The sequence below is a fragment of the Variovorax sp. efr-133-TYG-130 genome, from assembly GCF_030208835.1.
Taxonomy (GTDB): domain Bacteria; phylum Pseudomonadota; class Gammaproteobacteria; order Burkholderiales; family Burkholderiaceae_C; genus Variovorax.
Map to the genome: position 1 here is coordinate 1 of NZ_JARVTD010000027.1, position 24,054 is coordinate 24,054.

The following is a 24,054-nucleotide window of genomic DNA, read 5'->3' on the forward strand; positions in this document are numbered from 1 at the left end:
ACGGGGTGGGCGGTGTCGTTCCAGCCCACGAGGATCTGCTGGCGCTCCTCGGGCGTGAGGATCTCGATGGCGCCGATGGGCTGTGCGGGGTCGGAGACCACGGCCTGCAGCACGCGCTGCAGGCGCACCACGAGCTGCTCCACGGTGGCCAGCTCGAACAGGTCGGTGGCGAACCCGAGGCGCCCGGTCATGCCTTGTGGCGCACCATCCTTGCCTCGTTGCTCCCGCAATTCGACCGAAAGATCGAAGGTGGCGGCGATCGACTCCATCGACTGCGAGCTCGTCGCCGTGAGCCCCGGCAGTTCGAAGCTGGCGCGGGCGTTGTTCTGCAGCACCAGGGCCACCTGGAACAGCGGATGGCGCGCCATCGAACGCGTGGGATTGAGTGCCTCTACCAGGCGCCCGAAAGGCAGGTCCTGGTGCGCATAGGCGGCCAGGTCGGTGTTGCGCACGCGCGCGAGCAGCTCGCGGAAGCTGGGGTTGCCCGAGGTGTCGGTGCGCAGCACGAGCGTGTTGACGAAGAAGCCCACGAGATCGTCCAGGGCCTCGTCGGTGCGCCCGGCGATCGGGCTGCCCAGGGCGATGTCGGTGCCCGCGCCCATGCGGGTAAACAGCGTGGCCAGGGCGGCCTGCAGCACCATGAACAGGCTGGCCTGCCCTTCGCGCGCCAGAGCCAGCAGTCCCCGGTGCAGCTCGGCATCAAGCCGGATCGGGACGTGCTGGCCTTGGTAGCTCGAAATCGCCGGCCGCGGCCTGTCGGTGGGCAGCTCCAGCTGTTCGGGCAGGCCGGCGAGCGTGTGCTCCCAGTAGCGCAGCTGTGTCGCGATGATGCTGTCGGGATCGGTTTCGCTGCCCAGCAACTCGTACTGCCAGACCGTGTAGTCGGCGTACTGCACTGGCAGAGGCTCCCATGCCGGCGGCTTGTCCTGGCAGCGCGCGGCATAGGCGGTGGACAGGTCGCGCGCCAACGGCGCCCATGACCAGCCGTCACAGGCGATGTGGTGGCACAGCAGCAGGAGGGCGTGTTGTCCCTCGTCCAGGTGATAGAGCCAGGCGCGAAACGGGATTTCACGGTCCAGCTCGAATCCGTAGGCGGAGGCCTCGGTGATCTGCTGGGCCAGCGTGGCCTCGCTGGTCGCCTCCACCCGCAGGACGGGACGCGCGGCCTCGGGTGCAAGAATGATCTGTTCCGGCGCTTGCGCCGAGTCCGAGAAGATGGTGCGCAGGCTCTCGTGGCGCGCCACCACATCGGCCAGCGCCATCTCCAGCGCCGCGTCGTTCATCTGCCCTTCGAGCCGCACGACCGTCGGCACGTTGTAGGTGGGCGTGGGCCCGTCCATCTGGTAGAGGAACCACAGCCGCCGTTGCGCAAAAGACAGGGGAATCATGGAAGGTTCCGAACTAGGTAATGGGTTTCAACAGACGGACGATCGGCATGGACGGCAGCGAACGGATCGGGCTCGGGCGTGCGCTTCGCGCGCCGTGGTGATGCGCAAAACCGTTGCAACCCGTCAGCACGCGATCTGTTCGTGCGTCAGAGGCTGTTGTCGTACTGGACCGTAGGTCGCGGCAACTGGCTGCTCGGCCGGATCGGCCGCAACGCCGTGCGAGCCTTGGGCGCGGCGGCCAGCTTGCCAGCCAACTGCGCCACGCTCGAGGCTTCAAACAGCGTATGAATGCCGATCTCGACACCCATGGCTGTACGGATGCGGTTGATCAGCCGTGTCGCCAGCAGCGAGTGGCCGCCCAGGTCGAAGAAGCTGTCGTCGATGCCCACTTGCGGCAGGCCCAGGATCTCCGCGAAGAGCCTGGCCAACGTTTCTTCCTGCGGTGTACCTGGCGCGCGGACCTCCTTCGCTGCGAAATGGGGCGCCGGCAAGGCCTTGCGATCCAGCTTGCCGTTGGGCGTGAGAGGCAGCGCGTCCAGCCAGACGTAGTGCGCGGGCACCATGTGGTCGGGCAGCGTGGCGGCCAGCTCGGTGGGCATCTGTGCCGCCTCGGGCGGCGAGCCCAGGCGCGAGCGCTTCATTACCGTGGCCAGGTGTGCCAGGTTCTCGAGCACCTCGTCCGTGGGCACGCCGAAGTCGATCAGGCACGCGAACTCGTCGACGCCGATCTTCTCCAGCTTGCGCACCAGCGCCAGGCAGCTTTCGGGGCCGCCGATGAGCGAGGAGGTACCGAAGTAGCGGCGCACCGCAAGCGCGATGAGTTGTTCCGCCTCGACTTCGCCCACAGCCTGGTTCGGAATGTTCCCCTCGAGGTCCTTGAACACACTCTTGCGCAGCTCCGTATGCGCCCGGAAATACTGGACCATTGGCTCATAGGCCGCCTGTCGTGCCGTCTCGTCGTCAGGGCCGACGAAGGTGTGCAGCATCAGCGTGACCTTGTGCGCGTCCGGGTCGTGCCCGCTGGCGCGCAGCGCGTCCCGGTAGATCCGGATGTTCTCGGTCAGCTCCGGGATGGTGAGGCTCAGCAGCGCCGTCAGCACGTTCGCGCCGATCCGACCGGCCGCCTCGAAGGTGGCGGGGCTTCGGGTGGCGGTGATCCACACCGGCAGCTCCGGCTGGAGGGGCTTCGGTTGCAGGCGGACCTGGGATGTGTGGCCCGCACCGTTGCGTGCGGCCATCGTGCCGCCGCGCCAGAGCTCGCGCACTTGCGCGACCCCGTCGAGCATCACCTGGTACCGGTCGGCGAAATGGTCCGGCGCCAGTACGAAGTCCTCGGGCACCCACCCAGAGGCGAACGCGACGCCGACGCGCCCGCCGGAGAGATGATCGACCACCGACCACTCCTCGGCAACCCGCAACGGATGGTGCAGCGGCAGCACGACGCTGCCCGCACGCAATTGCACGTTCTGCGTGACCATGGCCAGAGCCGAACTCAGCACGGACGGATTGGGAAACGCGGCCGCCACCTTGGTGAAGTGCCGCTCGGGTGTCCAGATGGCAGTGAAGCCGTTGCGATCCGCGAACTTCGCGCCCTCCACATACAGCCGGTAGAGCTGTTCACCCTCCTGGCCCTGATTCGCATCGGCGAAGTAGAAGAGGCCGAACCCCGGGGAGCGCGAGCGCTGGGGCAACGCCGCCTCGTCTGCGACGAGATAGGCGACAAGCCGCTTGCCGGCCGTCGAGTCTTCCCGCGCCACCACTGCGGCCTGCTTGATCAGCGGGTGCTTGATCAACTGCGCCTCGACCTCGCCGGGCTCGACCCGGAAACCCCGCAGTTTGATTTGGTGGTCGACCCGGCCCAGATAGCCGAGCACGCCCCCTTCACTCCAGCGTGCCAGGTCGCCCGTGCGGTACATCCGCTCGCCGGGCGCCCCGAAGGGATTCGCCACGAAGCGTTCGGCGGTCAATGCGGGGCGACCGAGGTAGCCTCGCGCCAGCCCGGCGCCCGCGACGAACAGTTCGCCGACCGCGCCCGGCGGGACCGGTTGAAGCAGGGCGTCCAGCACATAGACCTGCACGCCCGGCAAGGGTGTGCCGATCGGCACGCTGGGCTGGCCATGGCCCTCGAAGCTTTGATTAACCCAACCGGCCGCGTCCCAGAATTCGGAAGTGCCGTACAGGTTGACCAGCAGGGCCTGCGGCAGCACCTTTCTGAAACGCTCGGCCAGCGCTGGCGTCAACGCTTCTCCGCCGCAGGACCAGTACCGCAGGTGCGGCAGCCGCGCGCCGACCCTGAACTCGTCCTCGAGCAGTGCTTCGAGCAGCGACGGGACCAGGACGATCCGGGTCACCTTCTCGGCGGCCAGCAGATCGATCAATCCGTCGACGTCCTTGCTGAGTTGCGGTGGCACGATCACCAGGCGCTGGCCGCCGATGAGCGGCATCAGCACTTCCCAGACGAAGTCGATGAAGTTGTGGGTCGTCCTCTGGGCGTACACCGTCGCTTCGTCGGCCTGTTGCACGTCCCAGCGCAGCCTGTTGAGCAGTGTCCTTGCGGTTCCCGCCACGCCTTTGGGGCGTCCCGTGGAGCCCGAGGTGTACAGCACGTACGCAAGGTCGAGCGGGCTGGGCGCGCGCGTGCGCTGCGCGTGGGTCAGGTCCGTTGCCGGCAAGGCCGAGAGTTCGGCGCAGAGCGATGCGTCGTCCAGGCGCACGCCGAGCGTTTCCATGTCCGTGAGGAGATGGGTAACGTCGGACTTCGAGATGACGCACCGGGGCCGTGCGTCCTCGAGCATGAACCGCAGGCGATCCACGGGATAGTCGAGGTCGAGCGCGAGGTACGCCGCACCTGCCTTCAGGACGGCCAGGAGGCTGACCACCAGTTCGGTCGAGCGCGGCAGCGCGAGCGCGACGATGCTGTCCGGGCCGATGCCTCGGGAACTCAGGTAGTGGGCAAGCCGGTTCGCCTGCTGATTCAGTTCCTGGTACGAGAGGTTGATTGCTTCGAACGAGATGGCGCGCGCGCGCGGGGTTGCCGTGACCTGTCGCTCGAACAGGTCCGCCAGTGTGTCGGGAAATGAGCCGAGGGCTGCGCCGTTCCAGTCCGTCAGGACGCGCTGGCGTTCCTCGGTGCTCAGTATGTCCAGCGCCGCGACGGGGATCGCCGGCTGGGCCAGGCTTGAATCGATGAAGCGCAGCAGCCGTTCCTGGTGCGCTTGCACGTCCGCCAGCGAGTAGGCGGACGCGTTCGCCGTGCAGTAGACGTCGGCGCTGCTGTCTTCGCCAATGAAGAACGAAAACGAGATGTCGGCCGCCGTGCGGGCGGAGGTGTTGAATGACTTGGATGGCAGGCCGCCGAAGGAGATGCCTTCCTTGAACGGCATCACATTGATCACGGGCCCGAAGTCGCTGCCATAGCCCCTGATCCGCTTGGCATCCAGGTACAGGCGCGATGCCGGATAGCGCTGATGCGCAAGCACCGTGCGGATTTCCCGGTCGACGATCCCGACGATGTCCCGCATCGTCATTTCCGGCGCAATCGACAGATGCATCGGCAGGGTGTTCGACATCATGCACGGGATCGCCCGTGTCTCGGCGGACCGCCCCGACACCGGCAGGCCGATCGACAGTTCCCGGACACCCGTGGTGCGAAACAGGTAGGCGGCCACGGCCGCGATCAAAGTGCGCGCCAGGGAGGTCTCGGACGCGCGCGCCAGCTCCGCGATGCCCTCGAGCGCCGGTTTTTCCATCCGGCGGCTGCTTCGGATCGGCAGGCGCGAGAAGCTGCGCGTGCCTTCTCCGAAGCGGGTCGGTGCAGGGAGTTTCTCGAGATAGCCATGCCAGAAATCGCGATCCGACTTGAACGCATCCGAGGACAGGTAGGTTTGCTCGATGTCCAGGAGCTGGCCCAGCGGCTCGAACCATGCGCGCGGCGCGGTGCGCGCTTCGATCGCAGCCGTGTAGAGCTCGCCGACGCGGCGCGCGATCAGCGAGTAGCCAAAGCCGTCGATGACGATGTGGTGGTAGAGGTGGTGCCAGGCGAACCGGTCTGTTGAAAGCTTGAACAGGCAGAAGGCAAAGAGCTCGGGATCGGTTGGCGAGAGCGAGTTCTCCATCCTCCGGCCGATCACATCGAGCATCGAACGATGGGGATCCGCGTCGCCGCTCAAATCGACGAAGCTGACGCATTGCTCGCTGAGCTTTCCGCCGAGGACCTGGCGCGGCGCCGTGTCGGTCTCGATGAACGTGGTGCCTAGCGCCTGGGCCTCCTTGGCGACCGTACGCAGGCACTGCAGGAACAATTCCGTATTCAGCGCACCGGCGATCTCGATGTATTCGCCGACATTGTGAGAGGGGTGGCTTGGATAGAACTGTCGCTCAAACCAGAGTCCGAGCTGCGCGAAAGACAGAGGCCAGCCATCTGCAGATGTCGACACCATATCGGGTCCTGTTGACTTACGTTTAGGGAAAGCCAAACGATCCGGGCCGGCTGCGCACCACGGGCGCGCCGGACGGAGAGCCGCGCAGCTTTTGTGGGAAAGAACGGGGGGGCAGCGCCGCGGCTGCCTATCCCTGGGTGTCCATCGCCTGGGCCTGGCTTCGAGGACGCATGTCGGTCCAGTTTTTCTCGACAAACTCCAGGCAGTCACTCTTGGCGGAAGGACCGTGAACCTTTTTCCAACCCTTAGGGATCTCGATGAATTCGGGCCAGATGGAATGCTGGTTTTCGTCGTTGGTCAGAACCACAAATGAAGCGTCACTGTTATCGAAAGGATTGGTCATGGGGGTCTTTTCAAGAAAAACGACTGCCAGATTCCAGTGCCCTGCCACCAAATCTGGGAGGAAATTGGGGTAACTGCAATTAGATGTGACATTCCAGCACAATGCGAATGGAGATGCAATGTGTACGTTTCTCTTATTTCGAAAAGCGAACTTCCAATCTCAATTGGGAGTAAAAAGGATTAGTTACTGGAAAATAATAAATTAAAATTACTTCGACGTTTTTTCAAGCTGGATTGCGAAGTTGGGGCCGGACGTGGGCGCTTAATTGAATTTGTTGTTGGTCAAATTCATTACATGGACTCTTTGTGTGGCGCCGCTTGCGCAGAACCGGTGCTGGTCGGACGCGCTGGCTCGACAACCGTTAGTGCGTGGCGTATGTGGACTTGCTGAGTGCTGGTGTCGCGCGCATTCGCGGGTTGGCGATGCCGGACCAGATCCGGGGACGCGCCAACCGGTGATCTTTTGGCGATCTCTTTCGTGCGCTGAACGGCCGCGGCCTTGCTGCGGCATGGCGGGAGTCACGCTGCGCCAACGGCCACCGGTGCGACTGCTTTCTGCTCGACGCATTCATCCGAAGCAAGAAGTCACGGACCTGCGCCTCGCTGAAACGATGGAAACGGGTGGGCGCGTCGTTGCAAGTCAGTCAGCGCGTCCGGTGTCCGGAGTCGTCTCAGCAACCGACAGTCATGCGGCTACAGCCTGAAATCTGCGCTTCGAGTCGCTCCAAAGAAAGCGGATCGGTCCGATGGCTCACCTCGCGTGCGTGGCTCCGCCGTCGACAATCAATGTCGAGCCGACGACATAGTCGCCAGCGCGCGACGCGAGGTACACAGCGGCACCTGCGATGTCTTCGGGTGTGCCAATGCGACCCAGGGGAATGTAGGCCGCGACGTCGTCGCCATGGTCTCGCGCGCTCTTGTTGAGGTCGGTGGCGAATGCACCAGGGGCGATGGCGCTCACGACAATGCGTTCGGGCGCGAGCCTCAGCGCCATCAATCGCGTCAACTGAATCAACCCCGCCTTGCTGGCTGCATACGAATAGGTCTCCCGGGGCCCCACCGAGATGCCATCAACCGAAGCAATGTTGATCACTTTCGGCAGGTCCTGCGTCGCAGTCTTGCGCAGCAAGGGCGCCAGGCACTGGGTCAGAAAGAAGGGTGTCTTGAGGTTCAAGTCCACCACCTTGTCCCATCCTGACTCGGGAAACTCGTCAAAGGGCGCCCCCCAGGCCGTTCCCGCATTGTTGACAAGGATGTCCAGTGCGTCTTCGCGTTTCGCGTAGGCATTCGAGAGTTCTCGCGCGCCGTCCAGCGTGGAGACATCGGCGGGCAATGAGAAAACCTCTCCATACTCCGAAAGCTCCGCCGCAGTGCGGTCGCAGTCTTCGGCACCGCGCGCCGAAATGTAGACCCTGGCGCCCTGTATCAGATAGGCCTGCGCGATGATCCGGCCGATGCCGCGCGATCCTCCCGTGATGAGCGCCGTGCGGCCCTTGAGCGAGAACAACTTTGTCAGGTCCATGGGTGTGCGATTCCAGGTAGGTAAGGATTCAATGACAGTCTTGTGCGTGACTTGACTCTGCAGAGGGAGGAGAGGAAGGCGCACTTATTGTTTGCTCGTACCCTTCGATCTTCTGCAGATTCCACATTTGGGCGTAGCGGCCCTGCTTCGCGAGCAGTTCGGCATGCGTGCCGCGCTCGACAATCACGCCGCTTTCAAGCACCAGGATCTCGTGCGCGTCGACCACCGTCGACAGGCGGTGCGCGATGACCAGCGTGGTCTTGTCCTGCGCGGCGCTCTTCAGTTCCGACTGGATGGCGCGCTCGTTGGCCGAGTCGAGTGCCGAGGTGGCCTCGTCGAAGATCACGATCGGCGGGTTCTTCAACAGCGTGCGCGCAATGGCCACGCGCTGCTTCTCGCCGCCGGAGAGCTTGAGGCCGCGCTCGCCCACGGTGGTGTCATAGCCCTTGGGCGTGGCCACGATGAAGTCGTGGATGCGCGCGGCGCGTGCGGCGGCTTCCACTTCTTCGCGGCTCGCGCCCGGGCGGCCGTAGGCGATGTTGTATTCGACCGTGTCGTTGAAGAGCACCGTGTCCTGCGGCACGATGCCGATGGCGCGGCGCACGCTGGACTGCGTCACTTCGCGGATGTCTTCCCCGCCGATGGTGATGCGCCCCTGCTGCACGTCGTAGAAGCGGTACAGCAGCCGCGCCAGCGTCGACTTGCCCGAGCCCGAGGGCCCGACCACCGCCACCGTCTTGCCGGCCGGGATCTCGAAGCTCACGTGCTTGAGGATCGGCCGGGCGGGCTCGTAGGCAAAGCTCACGTCCTCGAAGTGCACGGCGGAATCCGAGGCTGCGAGTGCCTGGGCGCCAGGCGCGTCACGTACTTCGCGTTTCTCATCCATCAGGATGAACATCTTGTCCACGTCGGTGAAGCTTTGCTTCATCTCCCGGTAGATCACGCCAAGGAAGTTCAGCGGAATGTAGAGCTGAATCATGAAGGCGTTGACCATCACCAGGTCGCCCAGCGTCATGCGGCCTTCGACAACGCCCGAGGTCGTGTGCCAAAGCATGAGCACAAGGCTCCCGGTCACCAGCACCTGCTGTCCGATGGTGAGCATGCTCAGCGTGCGCTGGCTCTTGACGGCCGCCTTGCGGTAGCGGTCAAGGCTGGCGTCGTAGCGGCCGGCCTCGAAGTCCTCGTTGTTGAAGTACTTGACGGTCTCGTAGTTCAGCAGCGAATCGATTGCGCGGGTCTGCGCAACCGAGGCGAACTCGTTCATGGTTCTGCGGAACTTGGTGCGCCACTCGGTGACAGCGACGGTGAAGCAGATGTACAGCGCCAGTGCGCCCAGCGTGATCCAGATGAAGAACAAGCCGAATTTCACGCCCAGGATGGACAGTACCAGCGCCAGTTCGACGAATGTGGGCACGATGTTGTAGAGCGTCATCGATATCAGGGCCTGCACGCTGCGCGTGCCACGATCGATGTCGCGCGTCATGCCGCCGGTCTGGCGGTCCAGGTGAAAGCGCAAGCTCAGCGAGTGCAGGTGATTGAACACCTCAAGAGAGATCCTGCGGGCCGTTCCCTCCGCAGCCTTGGCAAACACCAACTCACGCAGCTCGGCGAAAAGCGTCGCCGAAAGGCGAAGCATTCCGTACGCCAACAGCAGGGCGATCGGGACAACCAACAGGACCTGCTTGACGTCGGGCTTGGGCGTGACGGCATCGATCAGGACCTTGAGCAGCACCGGCACGCCGACATTCGCCACCTTGGCTGCAATCATGAAGGCGAGCGCAGTGAGCACGCGCCACTTGTATTGCCACAGATAGGGAATGAGGCGGCGAAGCGTTTCCCAATCGGAGCGTTGGGCCTGCTTGATCGCAAAATCAGTCGAAAGAACTACAGACGATTTTTCTGCGTCGGTGCTTTGCATGTAGGCGCCTGAATTGTTGTTCTTCAATTGTGCCCACGTGCGATGCGCAATCTGCGATTGCCCCGAATCGGAAGCCTGCCTACACTCGGCCCGCCTGCCCGCGCGTGGCGAAGCACGCTATCAGCCTGGCCGGCAATGGACTCAGAAATCTTCAAGGAAGTTTCCCCGATCATGTTCCGAACATTGCTCAAATCCAAGATCCATCGCGCCACCGTCACCGATTGCGAACTGCACTACGAAGGGTCCTGTGCCATCGACGAGGACTTGCTTGAGTCTGCGAATCTCGCCGAGAACGAGCAGGTGCATATCTGGAATATCAACAACGGCGAGCGCTTCGTGACCTATGCCATTCGTGGTGAGCGCGGCAGCGGCATCATTTCGGTCAATGGCTCTGCTGCACGCCGGGCCTCCGTGGGGGACCTGCTCATCATTGCCGCTTTTGGCTTGGTGCCGGAGGAGCGCGTGGCGGGGCACCTGCCGAAGCTGGTGTTCGTGGACAGCGCAAATCGCATCAAGGAAGAGCGTGCGCACATCCCGGTGCAGCAGGCTTCGGGTGAGCCTGCACTGGCCTGAGTCTCGGAGGCTTTTGTTTGGGGCACATGACGTAGCGCGATGTGACCGGTCTTCAACACGCAAGAGACTCGTCGAGGAGCGTGTGACAAGAGATGGGCTTCCTGTAGCGCGACGCGCGCGATAGTGGCGAAGCATGTCCACCTACTCCGCACACTTCATTTGCAACGAGGAGCCTCGTTGGCCGAACCACCGACCAGACCCGGTGTGCTCCGGGCGCTGATCGGCAGCTTGAGGGGGCCGCGCTTGACTCATCAGTGGACCGTAGCCAGATTCGGTCGCCGTGCTGTTCAGGCCTGCGGCCCAAGACGGATGCTCGCGGAGCAACTCGACGCAAGTGGGATAATGCCGACGCGGAGGTCGAGTGTCGTTGGTTCGTAGCCGAAAACCGACCCGTTTCCGTTGACCAGTTTGGTGTACCCAAAGGTGTACCAGGCAAGAAGGGCAAATTGGCGAGAGTGAGTGTTGACACGGGGTGCGGACGATTTTTCGATTCCGCCCCAGGCCACCAATTCAAAGCCCTTGCTCCTTTACTGGATCAAGGGCTTTTTCAATTTCCGCCTTCACATTTCCCCCTTCAAAAACAGGCTGTGCGCGGCGCCGGAATGGCAAATGTCCTGCATCCGCCATCGCCGATGGACGGCGCTCTGGGCATCGCGGCCTTCGACAAACTCTGTCATCACCGAGGAGATGTCCATGTCCCAGATCCGCAAAGGCTCGCCGCACCAGGAAGAGCCCGAAGTCACGCAAGAAGAGTCCGTTCCCACTGACGGCCGTGACGCCGAAGGCGAACGCATGATGAAGGACGTGCGCAACAGCAAGCTCCACGACAAGGGACTCGCCGAGCACAAGACGCCCGAGAAAAGCGACAAGCCCGCCAAGCCCTGAGCCGCCGGGCCGCCGTCGCCATGAACACCCACTCGGCCGCCATCGCCGATGTCCCTGCGCACGCCGCAGGCAGCACGATCTGGCAACGCTGCAGGCGTTGGGCCTTGCCGCTGTTCGGCATCGCCGTGCTGGGCCTGCTCCTTTCGCACGCGCACAAGATCGACTGGGCCGGCGCGTGGCAGGCACTCCAGCGCTACTCGCCTTGGCTGTTGCTCGCGGTGCTCGGTCTCGCCACGGCGAGCCATGCGCTCTACGGATGCTTCGACCTGATCGGCAAGCGCCATCTGCGGCATCGCCTGCCGTACTGGCGCACATGGGCGATCGCCGTGACGAGCTACGCGTTCAACCTCAACCTCGGCTCGCTGGTCGGCGGCATTGCGATGCGCGCGCGGCTCTATGCGCGTGCCGGTCTCGACGATGCCACGGTGGCGCAGATCGTCGGCCTGAGTCTCGCGACCAACTGGCTGGGCTACGGCCTGCTGGCGGGTGGCCTGTTCGCGGCGGGGGCCATCGTGCCGCCCAGCCAGGCGCATATCGGGGCGGGCGCGCTGCGCCTGCTCGGCGTGGTGATGATCCTGCTGGCATTGGCGTATGTCGCGGCCTGCGCATTGGCGCGCGGGCGGGAATGGCGCTTCAGGGGCCGTCGCCTGCAGTTGCCGGCCGCGCGCCTGGCGGTGGTGCAGCTTGCGTTGTCGACCACCAACTGGGCGTTGATGGGCGCCGCCATGTATTTGCTGCTGGGACAGAAGGTGCCCTATGCGACCACGCTGGGCGTGCTGCTCGCCGCGTCCATCGTCGGGGTGCTGACGCCTATTCCCGCCGGACTCGGCGTGCTGGAGGCGGTGTACCTGGCGCTGCTCTCGGGCAGCGTGAAGCAGGGCGTGCTGATGGGCGCGGTGCTGGCCTACCGCGCGCTCTACTATCTGCTGCCGCTGGCCGGTGGCCTGGCGCTCTACCTGTTCCTCGAGCGCTACGCCTCGAGCCATTCGGCCGAAGAAACCCCAGAGGACGTCACCCCGCCCCTTCAAGCACCAGCTGCGTCTGCGTGACGACGGCGCACAGCTTGCCTTGCGCATTGGTGACGGTGGTCTGCCAGACCATGGTCGTGCGTCCACGGTGCAGCGCGACGCTGGTGCCGGTGACGATGCTGCCCACCCGCGCGCCGGCGATGAACTTGGTGCTCGAATCGGTCGTGGTCGTGCGCTTGCCTTCCGCCAGGTTGACGATGGTGCCGACGGCGCCCAGAGTGTCGGCGAAGGCCATGTAGGCGCCGCCGTGCAGGATGCCGCCGGCCGTGCACAGGTCGGGCCGCACTTCCATCTGCGCGACCACGCGGTCGGGTTCGAGCGCCGTGAGGCGCACGCCCATGAGGCCGGGGAACAGCGTGTCCAGCAGCTTCTGGAGAGCGGCGATGTCGTGCATGAAGGCTCCTGAAAATGAGGTCCTTGCATGCTAAACAGAGGCCTCGCCGCGTGCAAAGCCCGCGCCGAGGGCACTCACAGCTTGGGTGTCGCGCGCGCCAGCAGGCGGATGTGCTCGAAGTCCAGCCGGTCGAGCGCCTGCCGCACCGCATCGACCAGCGCTTCGTGGCCTGAATCGGCCGCCGCCAGCCGGTCGGCCCATTCGTGCAGGTCGGTCCAGCGGCCGTCGCGCGCGAACGCCTCGAGTTCGGCGCGTACCGCGGCGGGCAACGGCGCGACGGTCGGCACGGGCGTCGGCGGACGGCGCAGCCGCAGGCGCGACGACTGAGGCTGCTGCGGAGGTGCCTGGGTGGCGACCGAACGCGGCTCATCCGGCGCATCCTTCAGGATCACCGAGAAGCGCACGCGCGTGCCCAGGTTCGGATGGCTCATGAGCAGCAGGCGCCCGCCCATGTGCTGCACGATGCGCCGCGCGATGACCAGCCCCAGCCCGTTGCCGCTCGCGCTGGGCGCGCCCTGCGCAAAGGCCTGGCGGATGTGCGCCTGCTCGTTCAGGTCGATGCCGCTGCCGCTGTCCCACACCTCGAACTGCAGCCGCCAGGAGTCGGCGCGCGGCCGCGCCCGCACGCGCAGGCCGATCTTGCCGCCTTGCGTGAACTTCGCGGCGTTCGACAGCAGGTTGAGCAGCAGCTGGTGAAAGCGCTTGCTGTCGATCAGCACCGTATGCGGCAGCGCGCCTTGCACCTCGAGTTCGAATGCGTTGTTGCGCCGCTGTGCGAGCGTGTCGGCGTACTGGGCGATGTCGTCGATCAGCGCCTGCAGGCGCACCGGCCGCAGCTCGAAGGAAAACGGCAGCAGCTCGCCCTTCGCATAGTCGAGCAGGTCGTCGATGAGCGAGAGCTGGTAGGTCGCGCTGCGTTCGATGGCTTGCAGCCGCTGCGGCGGCTGCGGCATTTCTTCGCGCAGCCGCCGCACGTGGCCGATGATGGTCGCGAGTGGGGCGCGCAGGTCATGGCTCACGTAGGCCATGAGCCGCGTCTGTTCGCGAGCCTGGTGCTCGGCCTGCTCGAGCGCGGCGTTCAGCGCGTGGGTCTTGAGCGCCACCTCGTCGCGCAGGCGTTGCTGTTCTTCCGCCTGCCAGAGCACCAGCGTGCGCTGCGCGGATTGCCGCTGGCGCGACAGATGGTGCGTCCACGACGACAGTGCGACCAGGCCCACCAGCATGCCGGGGAAGCCCAGTGCATAGGCGTCGAAGCCGGGCAGCATGTGCGTGGGCAGCGAAAGCTCGGTCAGGCGCAGGCACACGCCGATCATGATGATGGTCATCACCGGGAACGCCAGCTTGCCGCCCGGGCCGGCACGCCGCATGTAGACGAAGCTGCTCGCGGTGAGTGCGATCACCAGCAGCAGCACGGTCAGGTTGCCGAGGCGCGCGAAGGGCGCGTACGGCCCCAGCAGCGTGCCGAGCACCGCGACGACCTGGCTCGCGGCCAGCACCGCGATGACTGGCAGCCCCGGCGGGCGCACCGGCCCGCGGTGTGAAAGAACATGCAGGTACAGCAGCAGGCTCAGCACGCTGCAGCCGGCTATCACGCCGGCCGCGCGGTAGCTCCAGTCGATGCTGTCGGGCCACAGCGCGAGCCGTGCATGGCCGCGATAGGTGGCCTCGTACAGCGCCACCAGCGTGAAGCCCAGGCTCTGCGAGGCCATCAGCGGGTTGCGCGAGATGAGCCACAGCGTGAGCGAATACACGGCGAGCACCAGCAGTCCGCCGATCAGCAGGCCGTCGAGCAGCGCATGGCTGCTCTCGGCGTCACGCCAGCCGTCGGCCGTGTAGAGCTGGGGGGCGAACTTGAGGTTGCTGTGGCTTTGCACGCGCACCAGCAGGCGCGCCTGCTCGCCGGGTTGCAGGTCGAGCGACAGCTTGGGCACGCGGTCCCGTTCGCCGTGCAGCGGCACCGACACCCCGGCTCGCTCGTGCACCCACGCAGCTCCTGCGGCCGCGGTGCCGTTGCCGCGCTGCACGTGAAAGTCGACGTGCTGCAGCCAGGTGGCGTTCAGCACCAGGCGCAGCGGCTGCACCGTGCCGGTGTCGTTCACCACTCCCAGGCGCAGCCAGAAGGCCGAGTTCCTGAAGCCCTGTCGCATCTGCGCATGCGTGCCGGGCTGGAAGCGGGTCGAGGCGTCCGCGTCTTCGCGCGAGAGCATTCCGCCGGGGTCTTCGAGCAGCTCGACTTTTTCGTCGAGCACGAGCGGCAGCGCGGCTGCATCGACGATCCGCAGCGTGGCCGCGTGCACCGGGCCCGCGAGCCAGGAAGCCGCGCACAGCAGCAAGGCGGCGGTGATGCCGCGGATCGCCACCGCCGCCGCCTCAGGCCGACGGCGCCGGCGCCCGTGTCGGCGTCGGCATGGGCCGAGCCGCTCGTGCGTTGCGATAGGACGAGGGCGTGAGCCCGAAGCGCTCGCGGAACGCGGTCGAGAAATTGGCCGCGCCGGAGAAGCCCACCGCATGCGCCACTTCTTCCATGTTGAGCGCGGAGGCCGCCAGCAGGCGTTGTGCTTCGGCCAGCCGCATCTCGCGCACGTACTCGTACACGGTGCGTCCGGTCTGCTCGCGGAACGCGCGCGTCAGCCGCTTCTCGTGCGTGCCCACGCGCGCGGCAAGCTCGGGCAACGCGGGCACGCTCGCAAGGTTGGACAGCACCAGCCGTTCGGCCGCCTGCGCGATCACGCGGTCGGCGTTGTCCGAGCGCGCGTTCTCCAGCACGCTCTCGGCCTGCGCCATGCAGGCCTGCGCATGGCTGCTGCTGCTGGCCAGCGCCAGGTGCACCGCCACGCGCGCCAGCACTTCGGAGGGTTCGAAGGGCTTGAGGATGTAGTCGACCGCGCCTTCGCGCAGGCCCGCGATCCGCTCGTCCACGGCGCTCGACGAGGTCAGGAAGATCACCGGAATGTGCGCGGTCGCGCTGTCGGCCTTCAGCAGCCTGCAGGTCGTGAAGCCGTCGGTCGTGCCCATGCGCACGTCCAGCAGCACGAGGTCGGGCTGCAGCGCGGTGACGCGGCGGTAGCCCTGCAGCGCATCGAACGCAAGGCTGATCCGGTGGCCCGCGCCGCGCAGCGCGCCCAGCAGCAACTGCAGCTCCTCGATGTTGTCGTCGATGACAAGGATGTGCGCGCGCCGGGGGGGTGTGGTCGACCAGTAGGACATGCCACCGAGCGTATGGGAGCGGGCCTGAAATGCCATGTGACTAAGTTCACGTTACGTTGCATTCGTAAACAAATGTCATCCAAAACAAACCTTTTGTCCTGAATCCCAAAAGCGGCTCCCGCTCTCCGCTTCGAGACTCCCGCACTTTCCGGAGCACCTCGCCGCATCGAGCGGCGCACCTGTAAATGGTCGGTGCCCGGTCCATCAGAGCCATCACGAGGGACGGGATGTCCAGCACCCCATCGAATCTGCCGGTCGCGTCGGTGCGACGCGACCTGTTCTCCACCTGCGCGCAGGCGCCTTCGGGGCGCTGGCGGCGCACGCTGGCCAGGCTTGCCGTACCGCTGGCGGGGCTGCTGCTCGCCGCGGGCGCGCACGCGGTGCCGCAGATATCGAGCCTGGTCCACGACCCCGACATTCTTCCCGCCGGCGGCACGGTCACCAGCACGGTCACCGTCGCCGACTCCGACAGCCTGCCGATCGGCGCGCCGGGCGCCTCGTTCACCTACACGATTCCCGCCAACGCCATCTACATGGGCACCTCCGCGGTCCCTTCCGGCACCTGCACTGCCGATGTGGCCGTGGGTTCGGCCGGACAGGGCACGCTGACCTGCTCGGGCATCACGCTCGCGGCCAACGAGCGGCTCGATTTCAAGGTGCTGCTGCGCACGCAGACGCAGGGCACGCTGACCGTGACCGCCACGCCCAGCGGCGGCGGCGCCAGCGAGACCAAGGCCATCACCGTCAACCAGGGCGCCGACGTGGCCGTGGCCATCAGTGCGCCCGTCACCGCGCCGAGCGGCTCGACGGTGCCGATCGTCTTCACGGTCACCAACAACGGCCCGGACACCAGCACCGGCTCGACGCTGACCTATCCCATTCCCACGGGCCTGACGGTCTCCAACACCAACCTGCCGTCCGGCTGCTCGGTCAGCGGGAGCCAGCTGACCTGCAACGTGCCGGCCACGCCGGCAACGGCTGGCAGCAACACGCGCACCTTCAGCATCAACGGCGTGGTCACCGCGGGCGCGGGCTCCACCATCACGCACCAGCCGGCCGTGGCGCCGGCGGGCTCCGTGGGCGACGGCGTTTCCACCAACAACAGCGCCACGGCCAATACCACCGTGACCGCGGGCTACGTGCTGGCGCTCGCCAAGAGCCATGACGGCGGCCAGGTGCTGGTCGGCCAGCGCTTCAACTTCAAGCTGAGCCCCAGCTTCAGCGGCAGCCCGCCCACCGGCGTGACGCTGACCGACACCATTCCCGCCAACTTCGCGATCCAGACGCCGATCAACCCGCCCGCCGGCTGGAGCTGCTCCGTCAGCGGCCAGACGGTGAGCTGCACGCGCAGCAACATCGGCGGCAACAACGGCGCCAGCGTGGCGCTCGGCGACATCCTGGTGCCGGTCATCGCCATGACTGCCGGCACCGGCGTCGTCAACGAAGCCACGGTGAACGCGACGGGCCCCATCGTCAGTTCGGCCACCGGCAGCGTGCCGGTCGACGTGGCGCCTTCTTCCGCCGACTTCCGCGCCGACAAGCGCCGCAGCTGGCCGCAGAACAACGTGCCGCTGGGCCAGGCCTTCGACTACCAGGTCGGCAGCACCAACCTGGGCGGCACGCGCCTGCTGGCGGGAAGCACCATCCAGCTGGTGGACGACGTGCCTGCCGGCGTGCAGATCAACAGCGTCACGCAGCGCGACGGCTACACCTGCACGGTGACCAAGGGCGGCGCCACCGTCGTGCCCACGCCCGCCGTGCCCGTGCCCGGCCCCGCGACGGTGACCTGCACCCGCACGCTCACGGCCGACATCGGCGTGGACCAGTCGAACGGCAGCAGCGCGCGCAACGGCGGCTACATCATCGTGAACGCCACCATCCCGGCGCTGCCGCCGGCTGGCGGCCAGGTCGTCAACACCATGTGCGTGAACGTGGCGCTGCCCGCCGCCGCGCCCACGCTCGGCGCCGACCCCGACGCCAACACCGGCAACGACTGCACGAGCCTGGGCACCGGCGTGAACGACAACGCCACCGCCGCCGACGTGCGGGTGCTCAAGCGCGTGGTGGGCATCGGCGACAGCGCCGGCAACCGCCAGATCGCGGGCCAGGACGTCACGTGGCAGATCGAGGTGGTGAACGACGGCCCCTCCGAGGCGCAGAGCGTGGTCGTCACCGACACCTTCGCGCAGGTGATCGGCGCCGGCAGCGTCTCGCAGACGGCCAACGCCGGCACCTTCAGCGGTACCTGCGCGCTGCCGGCCAACGGCGGCGGCTTCGGCAACGCCTCGCTCTCCGGTTGCACGCTGTCGACCCTGCCGGTCTGCCGCGCCAGCACCGACCCCGCCAGCGCCTTGCCGCTGTGCCCGGTCATCCAGGTCGTCGCCCGGCACTACGGTAACGGCGCATCGGCCACCGACCACGGCTTCCAGATCAACAACACGGCGCGCGCCGTGGCGGCCACGCCGGCCGACCCCAACCTGGCCAACAACGACGGCAGCACCACCGCCTACCTGACCGCGCGCAGCGACGTGACGGTCACCAAGTCGGCCAGCCCCGGCTCGGTGCCGGTCGGCCAGTTGCTCACCTACACGCTCACGGCCCGCAACCAGAGCCTGGCGCAGGGCAGCCTCAGCCGCGCCTACGACGTGCACGTGGTCGACACGCTGCCGGCCGGGCTGATGTTCATCTCGGCCGACGCCTCGGGCGGCGGCAGCTGCACCACCAAGCCCAGCACCACGCAACCCACCGGCACCGGCACCACCAACAACCAGCTCGAGTGCGCCTGGACCTCGCTCGACCGCAACGTGCAGCAGACCGTCACGGTGCGCGTGCGTCCGCTGTACGTGCTCAACGGCACCACGGTGACCAACAACGTGCACATCTCCACGGCAACGCCGGAGCTCAGCACGGCCAACAACGACGCGTCGGTGCCGGCCACGATCACCGCGCCGGTGTACGACCTGGTGGTCACCAAGCGCGACGACGTCGATCCCGTGAACGTGGGCGACGACGTGGGCTACACCATCACGGTGTCGAACAACAGCGCGTCGACCGCGGAAGACGTGCGCATGATCGACCTGCTGCCGCTGCCCGGCCCCAACGGCGAGGCAGCGCCCACGCTGGTGTCGGTGAGCATCCCGGCGGATGCGCCGGCAGGCACCAGCTTCGCGCTGGCCGGCGGCGCGGCCATCGGCTCGGCCGGCGGACAGGTGGTGTTCACCATTCCGACGCTCGGCGGCGCCGGCGCCACCGCCACCGGCGACATCAATTCGCTGCAGTTCCGCGTGGTGCTGCGCGGCGTGTCGCGCGGTACTTTTCAGAACAACGCCAAGGTCGATTTCTTCGACGCCGCGCGCAACGTCTACGACGCGGTGCAGGGCAACAACACGGTGGCCGAGAACACCACCTTCCGCTTCAAGGCCGACGTGCAGGTGGTCTCGAAGGCGGCCGTGGTCAAGGGCACCAGCACGCCGCTGACTACCGCGTCGTCGGGCCAGCCCTTCGACTGGTTCGTGCAGCTGCGCAACAACGGCCCCGACAGCGCCGAGACCACCAGCTTCACCGACACGCTGCCCGCGGCCCTGGTGCTGGACGGCACGCCCGTGTTCACCGTGACCGGCGGCAGCTTCACGCCCGCGGCGCCCACCTGCACCGGCGCCTCCGGCGGCACGGCGGTGACTTGCGCGATCACGTCGATGCCCGCGAACGGCACCGCCACCGTGCGCATTCCGGTGCGCTTCGCCAGCGGCAATCCGCCGGCCAACGGCACGGACATCGTCAACCGCGCGCACATCGTCACCACCGGCTCGGGCGACACCAACGGCGGCGCCGACCCCAACGCCGGCAACAACTTCAACGAAGGCCGGGTCACGGTGCAGAACAGCGCGCTGTCCGGCCGCGTGTATGAAGACCTGAACGGCAACGGCCAGGTCGATGCCGACGAGTCCGGCATCGCCGGCGTCACCATGCGCCTGACTGGCACCGACTACCTGGGCAATGCCGTTTTGCTCACCACCACCACGGACGGCAACGGCAACTGGGGCTTCACCGTGCCCGCCGGCACCTACAACGTGGTCGAGGACCAGCCCGCCGCGTACCTGCCGGGCATCACCCGCGCGGGGAGCGTCACCGGCGCGGGCAGCGCGCAAGGCAGCGTGCCCACCGGCGGCGCGGGCGTCACCAGCGGCCCGAACGGCTCCAACGCCAACCGCATCGACAACATCGTGCTCGGCACGGGCGGCACCTCGTCGGCCAACAACTTCGGCGAAGTGCGTGCGTCCAGCCTGGCCGGCCGCGTCTACCAGGACGCCGACTATAGCAACGCCGCGAGCGCGGGCGACCCTGGCATCGCAGGCGTGACCGTCACGCTCACCGGCACCGACATGTTCGGCAATGCGGTGTCGAAGACCACCACCACGGCCACCGGCACCGGCAACTACGCCTTCGCCAATCTCACGCCCGGCAACTACACGCTGACCGAAACCCAGCCCGCGGGCTTCGCCGACGGCAGCGACGCGGCCGGCACGGCCGGCGGCACGCTGGGCAACGACGTGGTGAGCGCCATCGCCTTGCGCTCCAACGTCAACGCCACCGGCTACGACTTCGGCGAACTGCTCAGCCGCATCAGCGTGCGCGTGTTCGTCGATGCCAACAACGACGGCGTGCCGCAGGCAGGCGACACCGGCATCCCGAACGTGGAACTGCGTCTTACGGGCACCGACGCCGCGGGCAACCCGGTGAACATCGTCGCGGTGGCCACCGGTGTGGACGGCCGCTACGAGTTCCGCAACGTGCCGCCTTCGGGCGCCGGCGGCTACACCATCACCGAGACGCAGCCGGCCAACTATGCGCCGGGCAAGGCCAACAACAACGCACTGCCCGGCACGCCGCAGGCCGGCGGCAACGCCATCACCGGCGTGACCGTCTCGGGCACCAACGTGCCGCTGGTGCAGGGCGAGTACTACTTCGGCGAGCTGCTGCCGGGCGGCATCTCGGGCCGCGTGTACTACGACCGCAACGGCAACGGCGCGCAGAACGCGCCGGGCGAGCCGGGCATCGCGGGCGTGACCATCACGCTCACGGGCACCGACGTCAACGGCCAGAGCGTCACGCGCACCACCACCACCGACGCCAGCGGCGACTACAGCTTCCCGAACCTCGCGCCCGGCAGCTACACCGTGACCGAGACGCGCCCGCAGGGCTACGAGCCCGGCATCACGCGCGCCGGCAACGTGAGCGGCGCGGGCAGCACGGCGGGCAGCGTGCCCACCGGCGGCAGCGGCGTGAGCAACGGGCCCAACGGCTCGACCGCCAACGTGATCCAGAACATCGTGCTCGGCGCGGTGGGCGCGGGCTCGGCCGGCAACAACTTCTCGGCCGTGAAGCCCGCGAGCCTGGCCGGCTACGTGTATGCCGACGTGGCGCCGTCGAACGGCGTGCGCGACAGCGGCGAGCCCGGCATCGCCGGCACCACGGTGCGCGTCACCGGCACCGACTTCCTGGGCAACGCCGTGGACCGCACGGTGCAGACCGGCGCCGACGGCGGCTACCTGTTCGACAAGCTCGTGCCCGGCACCTACCAGGTCGACGAGACGCAGCCCGCCGGCGTGGCCGATGGCCCCGAGTCGCTCGGCACCGTGAACGGCGCTGCGCGCGGCGTGGCCAACCCGGGCAACGTGAACGACCGTTTCGGCGGCATCGCGCTGGTGTCGGAAGACGTGGGCATCGACTACAACTTCGGCGAGCGCGGCGGCCAGATCGCGGGCTGGGTGTACGTCGACAACAACAACGACGGCGTGCGCCAGGCCGGCGAGCCCGGCATTGCCGGCGTCACGCTGACGCTGACCGGCCGCTCGGCCAGCGGCCTGGCGGTGAACGCCACGGTCGTCACAGACGCCACCGGCCGCTACGTCTTCACCGGCCTGCTGCCGGCCGACGCCGCGGGCTACACCATCCGCGAGACGCAGCCCGTGACCTATGCCGACGGCCTGGACGCCGTGGGCACGCTCGACGGCGTGCCCAGCGGCACTTTGGGCAACGACGTCATCGGCGCCATCGCGTACCGCGGCGGCAACGGCGACAACTACAACTTCGGCGAGCGCGGCGCATCGCTGGCGGGCACCGTCTACAACGACGCCAACCGCAACGGCACGCGCGAGCCGCAGGACCTGCCGATCCCGGGCGTGACCATCACGCTCACCGGCACCGACGCGGCGGGCCAGCCGGTGACGCGCACCGCCGTCACCGATGCCAACGGCCGCTACGAGCTGCCCGGCCTGCCGCTGCCCGGCAGCGGCGGCTACACCGTCACCGAGACGCAGCCCGCCGGCTACGAGGACGGCATCGCCGTGCCCGGCACCCTGGGCGGCACCGCGCAGGGCCCGAACCAGATCCGCGTGAACATCACGGGGCTCGACGCGCGCGGCACCGGCTACGACTTCACCGAGCACAGCAGCCAGCCCGCCTCGCTCACCGGCAACGTGTGGTTCGACCAGAACCACAACCGCAGCCGTGATTCGGGCGAGGGCAACGGCGAAGGCTGGACCGTGGAGCTGCTGCGCTGCGCCGACGGCGGCAACGCCTGCGCCGAGAACGCGGCCACCGTGCTCTACAGCGTGACCACCGCGGCCGACGGCGGCTACCGATTCGGCGACCTCGTGCCCGGCGAATACCGCGTGCGCTTCCGCTCGCCCGACGGCCGCTACGTGGGCGGCGTGTGGCCGACCGACGCATCGCAGAACGGCGCCGGCGGCCCGTACCCCACGCCTTCGCCGAGCGATCCGCGCTTCACCATCAAGGTGCGCGTGAACCCCGGCGCCAACGTGCAGAAGCAGGACTTGCCGTACGACCCGGGCGGCGTGGTGTACGACAGCGTCAGCGGCACGCCCGTGCCCGGCGCCGTGGTGCGGCTGGTGGGCCCGCCCGGCTTCGATCCGGCGCAGCACCTGTTCGACGGCCGCGACAGCTACACGACCGGCCCGTCGGGCTACTACGACTTCTTCGTGCTGCCGGGCGCACCGGCCGGCGAGTACCGCCTGGTGGTGACGCCGCCTGGCAACTACCTGCCGTCGTCGATCTACCCGGCGGCCGCTGGCGCGCTGGGCACGCAGTCGTGCTCGCCGCCGCCCAACGGCCCGGCGCCCTCGCAGACCAACCCCTGCGTGGTGAGCCCGGGCGCGGCGCTGGTGCCCGGCGCGGGCTACTACATGGTGTTCCAGATGCCGGGCGGCGGCGGCCAGCACGTGGTGGCCAACAACATCCCGCTGGACCCGTCGGACGCCACGCTCATCGAGCTGCGCAAGACCACCTCGAAGCTCACCGTGAAGAAGGGCGAGCTGCTGCCGTACCGCATCACGGCGCGCAACACGCGCGGCAACCCCGTGCCGGGCGTGGCCGTGGTCGACACGCTGCCGCCGGGCTTCCGCTACGTGCCGGGCTCGCTCACCGTGCGCAGCCTGCCGGGTGGCGTGGCGCTGCCGGTGGTGCCGCAGCTCAACGGCCGCCAGCTGGTGGTGCCCGGCCAGAACTTCGCGCCCAACGAGACCAAGGAATACCTGATGGTCGCGGGCGTGGGGGTCGGCGTGGGCGAGGGAGAGTTCGTCAACCAGGTCGTCGCCACGCAGGGCGTGGGCGGCCGCACGCTGTCGAACCTGGCCACCGCCACCGTGCGCGTGGTGCCCGACGCGCTGTTCGACTGCACCGACGTGATCGGCAAGGTCTACGACGACAAAAACGCCAACGGCTACCAGGACGACGGCGAGCCCGGCATCGCGAACGTGCGCATCGCCACCGTCAACGGCGTGCTGGTGACCACCGACGCCGAGGGCCGCTACCACATCGCCTGCGCCGCCATTCCGAAGGAAGGCACCGGCAGCAACCTGGTGCTGAAGCTCGACGAGCGCACGCTGCCCTCGGGCTATCGCACCACCAGCGAGAACCCGGCGGCCGAGCGCGCCACGCGCGGCAAGGTGCTGAAGATCAACTTCGGCGCCACCGTGCACCGCGTGGTGCGGCTCGCGCTGCAGGGCGCGGCCTTCGAGGACGGCGGCGCCGCGCTGCGCGCCGGCTTCGTGCCCGAGCTCGACCGCACGGTGAGCGTGCTGGCGGAGAAGACATCGGTGCTGCGGCTGGCCTACCGCGCCGCGCCCGGCGAGCCCGCATCGCTCGGCCGCCAGCGCACCGACGCGGTGAAGGCCGCGGTGCTCGCGCGCTGGAAGCAGCTGGGCGAGCAGCGCGCCCGCGCCGACGGCAACGCGCCGCCGCTGTTCAACCTCGACGTCGAGGTCGAACTGGTGCCCGCCGCCACGCCGGAGGGCGGCAAGCCATGAACCGCCCCTTCGCACAGAACCCGAGCCAGCG

13 protein-coding genes are annotated in these 24,054 nt (G+C 67.5%); 4 read left to right on the plus strand and 9 right to left on the minus strand.

Going from position 1 to position 24,054, the window contains the following annotated elements; all coding sequences use genetic code 11:
- The 5 genes from QRN67_RS21150 to QRN67_RS21170 all read right to left on the minus strand — a co-directional run.
- Positions 1-1,388 (minus strand): condensation domain-containing protein (locus QRN67_RS21150; RefSeq protein WP_285413424.1); only part of this gene is annotated, 1,388 nt, incomplete at its 3' end.
- A 146-nt stretch (positions 1,389-1,534) separates the two neighbouring features.
- Positions 1,535-5,827, minus strand: coding sequence for a non-ribosomal peptide synthetase (locus QRN67_RS21155; RefSeq protein WP_285413425.1), 4,293 nt, complete (start codon positions 5,825-5,827; stop codon positions 1,535-1,537).
- A 127-nt stretch (positions 5,828-5,954) separates the two neighbouring features.
- Positions 5,955-6,170 carry an MbtH family protein gene (locus tag QRN67_RS21160; protein WP_285413426.1) on the minus strand — a complete coding sequence of 72 codons (216 nt, stop codon included), beginning with the start codon at positions 6,168-6,170 and terminating at the stop codon, positions 5,955-5,957.
- Between the two features lie 750 nt (positions 6,171-6,920).
- A complete protein-coding gene (locus QRN67_RS21165) occupies positions 6,921-7,691 on the minus strand; it encodes an SDR family oxidoreductase (protein WP_285413427.1) in 771 nt (256 codons plus the stop codon).
- Between the two features lie 28 nt (positions 7,692-7,719).
- Positions 7,720-9,609: an ABCB family ABC transporter ATP-binding protein/permease gene (locus QRN67_RS21170; protein ID WP_285413428.1), complete on the minus strand. Its 1,890-nt coding sequence runs from the start codon at positions 9,607-9,609 to the stop codon at positions 7,720-7,722.
- 171 nt (positions 9,610-9,780) lie between these two features.
- On the opposite strand from QRN67_RS21170, the gene panD reads away from it, so the two are divergent.
- A complete protein-coding gene (gene panD / locus QRN67_RS21175; RefSeq protein WP_285413614.1) occupies positions 9,781-10,182 on the plus strand; it encodes an aspartate 1-decarboxylase in 402 nt (133 codons plus the stop codon).
- Positions 10,183-10,742: 560 nt separating this feature from the next.
- Here the strand turns inward: panD and QRN67_RS21180 are convergent.
- On the minus strand, positions 10,743-10,877 hold the full coding sequence (locus QRN67_RS21180; protein WP_285413429.1) for a hypothetical protein: 135 nt from the start codon (positions 10,875-10,877) through the stop codon (positions 10,743-10,745).
- On the opposite strand from QRN67_RS21180, the gene QRN67_RS21185 reads away from it, so the two are divergent.
- Both QRN67_RS21185 and QRN67_RS21190 read left to right on the plus strand, forming a co-directional pair.
- Positions 10,876-11,067: a hypothetical protein gene (locus QRN67_RS21185; protein WP_285413430.1), complete on the plus strand. Its 192-nt coding sequence runs from the start codon at positions 10,876-10,878 to the stop codon at positions 11,065-11,067. The genes QRN67_RS21180 and QRN67_RS21185 overlap by 2 nt on opposite strands.
- A 20-nt stretch (positions 11,068-11,087) precedes the next feature.
- The gene (locus QRN67_RS21190) at positions 11,088-12,116 is read left to right on the plus strand and encodes a lysylphosphatidylglycerol synthase domain-containing protein (protein ID WP_285413432.1); all 1,029 of its coding nucleotides are present in this window, start codon (positions 11,088-11,090) and stop codon (positions 12,114-12,116) included.
- Here QRN67_RS21190 and QRN67_RS21195 read toward each other — a convergent pair.
- From QRN67_RS21195 to QRN67_RS21205, 3 genes are all read right to left on the minus strand, one after another.
- Entirely contained in the window at positions 12,079-12,489 is a 411-nt protein-coding gene (locus tag QRN67_RS21195) for a PaaI family thioesterase (protein WP_081269567.1), read from the minus strand. The two genes, QRN67_RS21190 and QRN67_RS21195, sit on opposite strands and share 38 nt — an antisense overlap.
- Positions 12,490-12,563: 74 nt before the next feature.
- Positions 12,564-14,849 (minus strand): sensor histidine kinase, encoded by a 2,286-nt coding sequence (locus tag QRN67_RS21200; protein WP_285413434.1) that lies wholly within the window; start codon positions 14,847-14,849, stop codon positions 12,564-12,566.
- A 10-nt stretch (positions 14,850-14,859) separates the two neighbouring features.
- A complete protein-coding gene (locus QRN67_RS21205) occupies positions 14,860-15,696 on the minus strand; it encodes a response regulator transcription factor (protein ID WP_106935867.1) in 837 nt (278 codons plus the stop codon).
- A 227-nt stretch (positions 15,697-15,923) separates the two neighbouring features.
- On the opposite strand from QRN67_RS21205, the gene QRN67_RS21210 reads away from it, so the two are divergent.
- Positions 15,924-24,023 carry an SdrD B-like domain-containing protein gene (locus QRN67_RS21210; RefSeq protein ID WP_285413435.1) on the plus strand — a complete coding sequence of 2,700 codons (8,100 nt, stop codon included), beginning with the start codon at positions 15,924-15,926 and terminating at the stop codon, positions 24,021-24,023.
- The last annotated feature ends 31 nt before the right edge of the window (positions 24,024-24,054 follow it).

Excerpts from the sequence above, each read along its gene's own strand:
- QRN67_RS21155 (WP_285413425.1), bottom strand. The coding sequence starts at position 5,827 with ATGGTGTCGACATCTGCAGATGGCTGGCCTCTGTCTTTCGCGCAGCTC.
- QRN67_RS21160 (WP_285413426.1), bottom strand. The coding sequence starts at position 6,170 with ATGACCAATCCTTTCGATAACAGTGACGCTTCATTTGTGGTTCTGACC.
- QRN67_RS21165 (WP_285413427.1), bottom strand. The coding sequence starts at position 7,691 with ATGGACCTGACAAAGTTGTTCTCGCTCAAGGGCCGCACGGCGCTCATC.
- QRN67_RS21170 (WP_285413428.1), bottom strand. The coding sequence starts at position 9,609 with ATGCAAAGCACCGACGCAGAAAAATCGTCTGTAGTTCTTTCGACTGAT.
- panD (WP_285413614.1), top strand. The coding sequence starts at position 9,781 with ATGTTCCGAACATTGCTCAAATCCAAGATCCATCGCGCCACCGTCACC.
- QRN67_RS21185 (WP_285413430.1), top strand. The coding sequence starts at position 10,876 with ATGTCCCAGATCCGCAAAGGCTCGCCGCACCAGGAAGAGCCCGAAGTC.
- QRN67_RS21180 (WP_285413429.1), bottom strand. The coding sequence starts at position 10,877 with ATGGACATCTCCTCGGTGATGACAGAGTTTGTCGAAGGCCGCGATGCC.
- QRN67_RS21190 (WP_285413432.1), top strand. The coding sequence starts at position 11,088 with ATGAACACCCACTCGGCCGCCATCGCCGATGTCCCTGCGCACGCCGCA.
- QRN67_RS21195 (WP_081269567.1), bottom strand. The coding sequence starts at position 12,489 with ATGCACGACATCGCCGCTCTCCAGAAGCTGCTGGACACGCTGTTCCCC.
- QRN67_RS21205 (WP_106935867.1), bottom strand. The coding sequence starts at position 15,696 with ATGTCCTACTGGTCGACCACACCCCCCCGGCGCGCGCACATCCTTGTC.
- QRN67_RS21210 (WP_285413435.1), top strand. The coding sequence starts at position 15,924 with ATGTCCAGCACCCCATCGAATCTGCCGGTCGCGTCGGTGCGACGCGAC.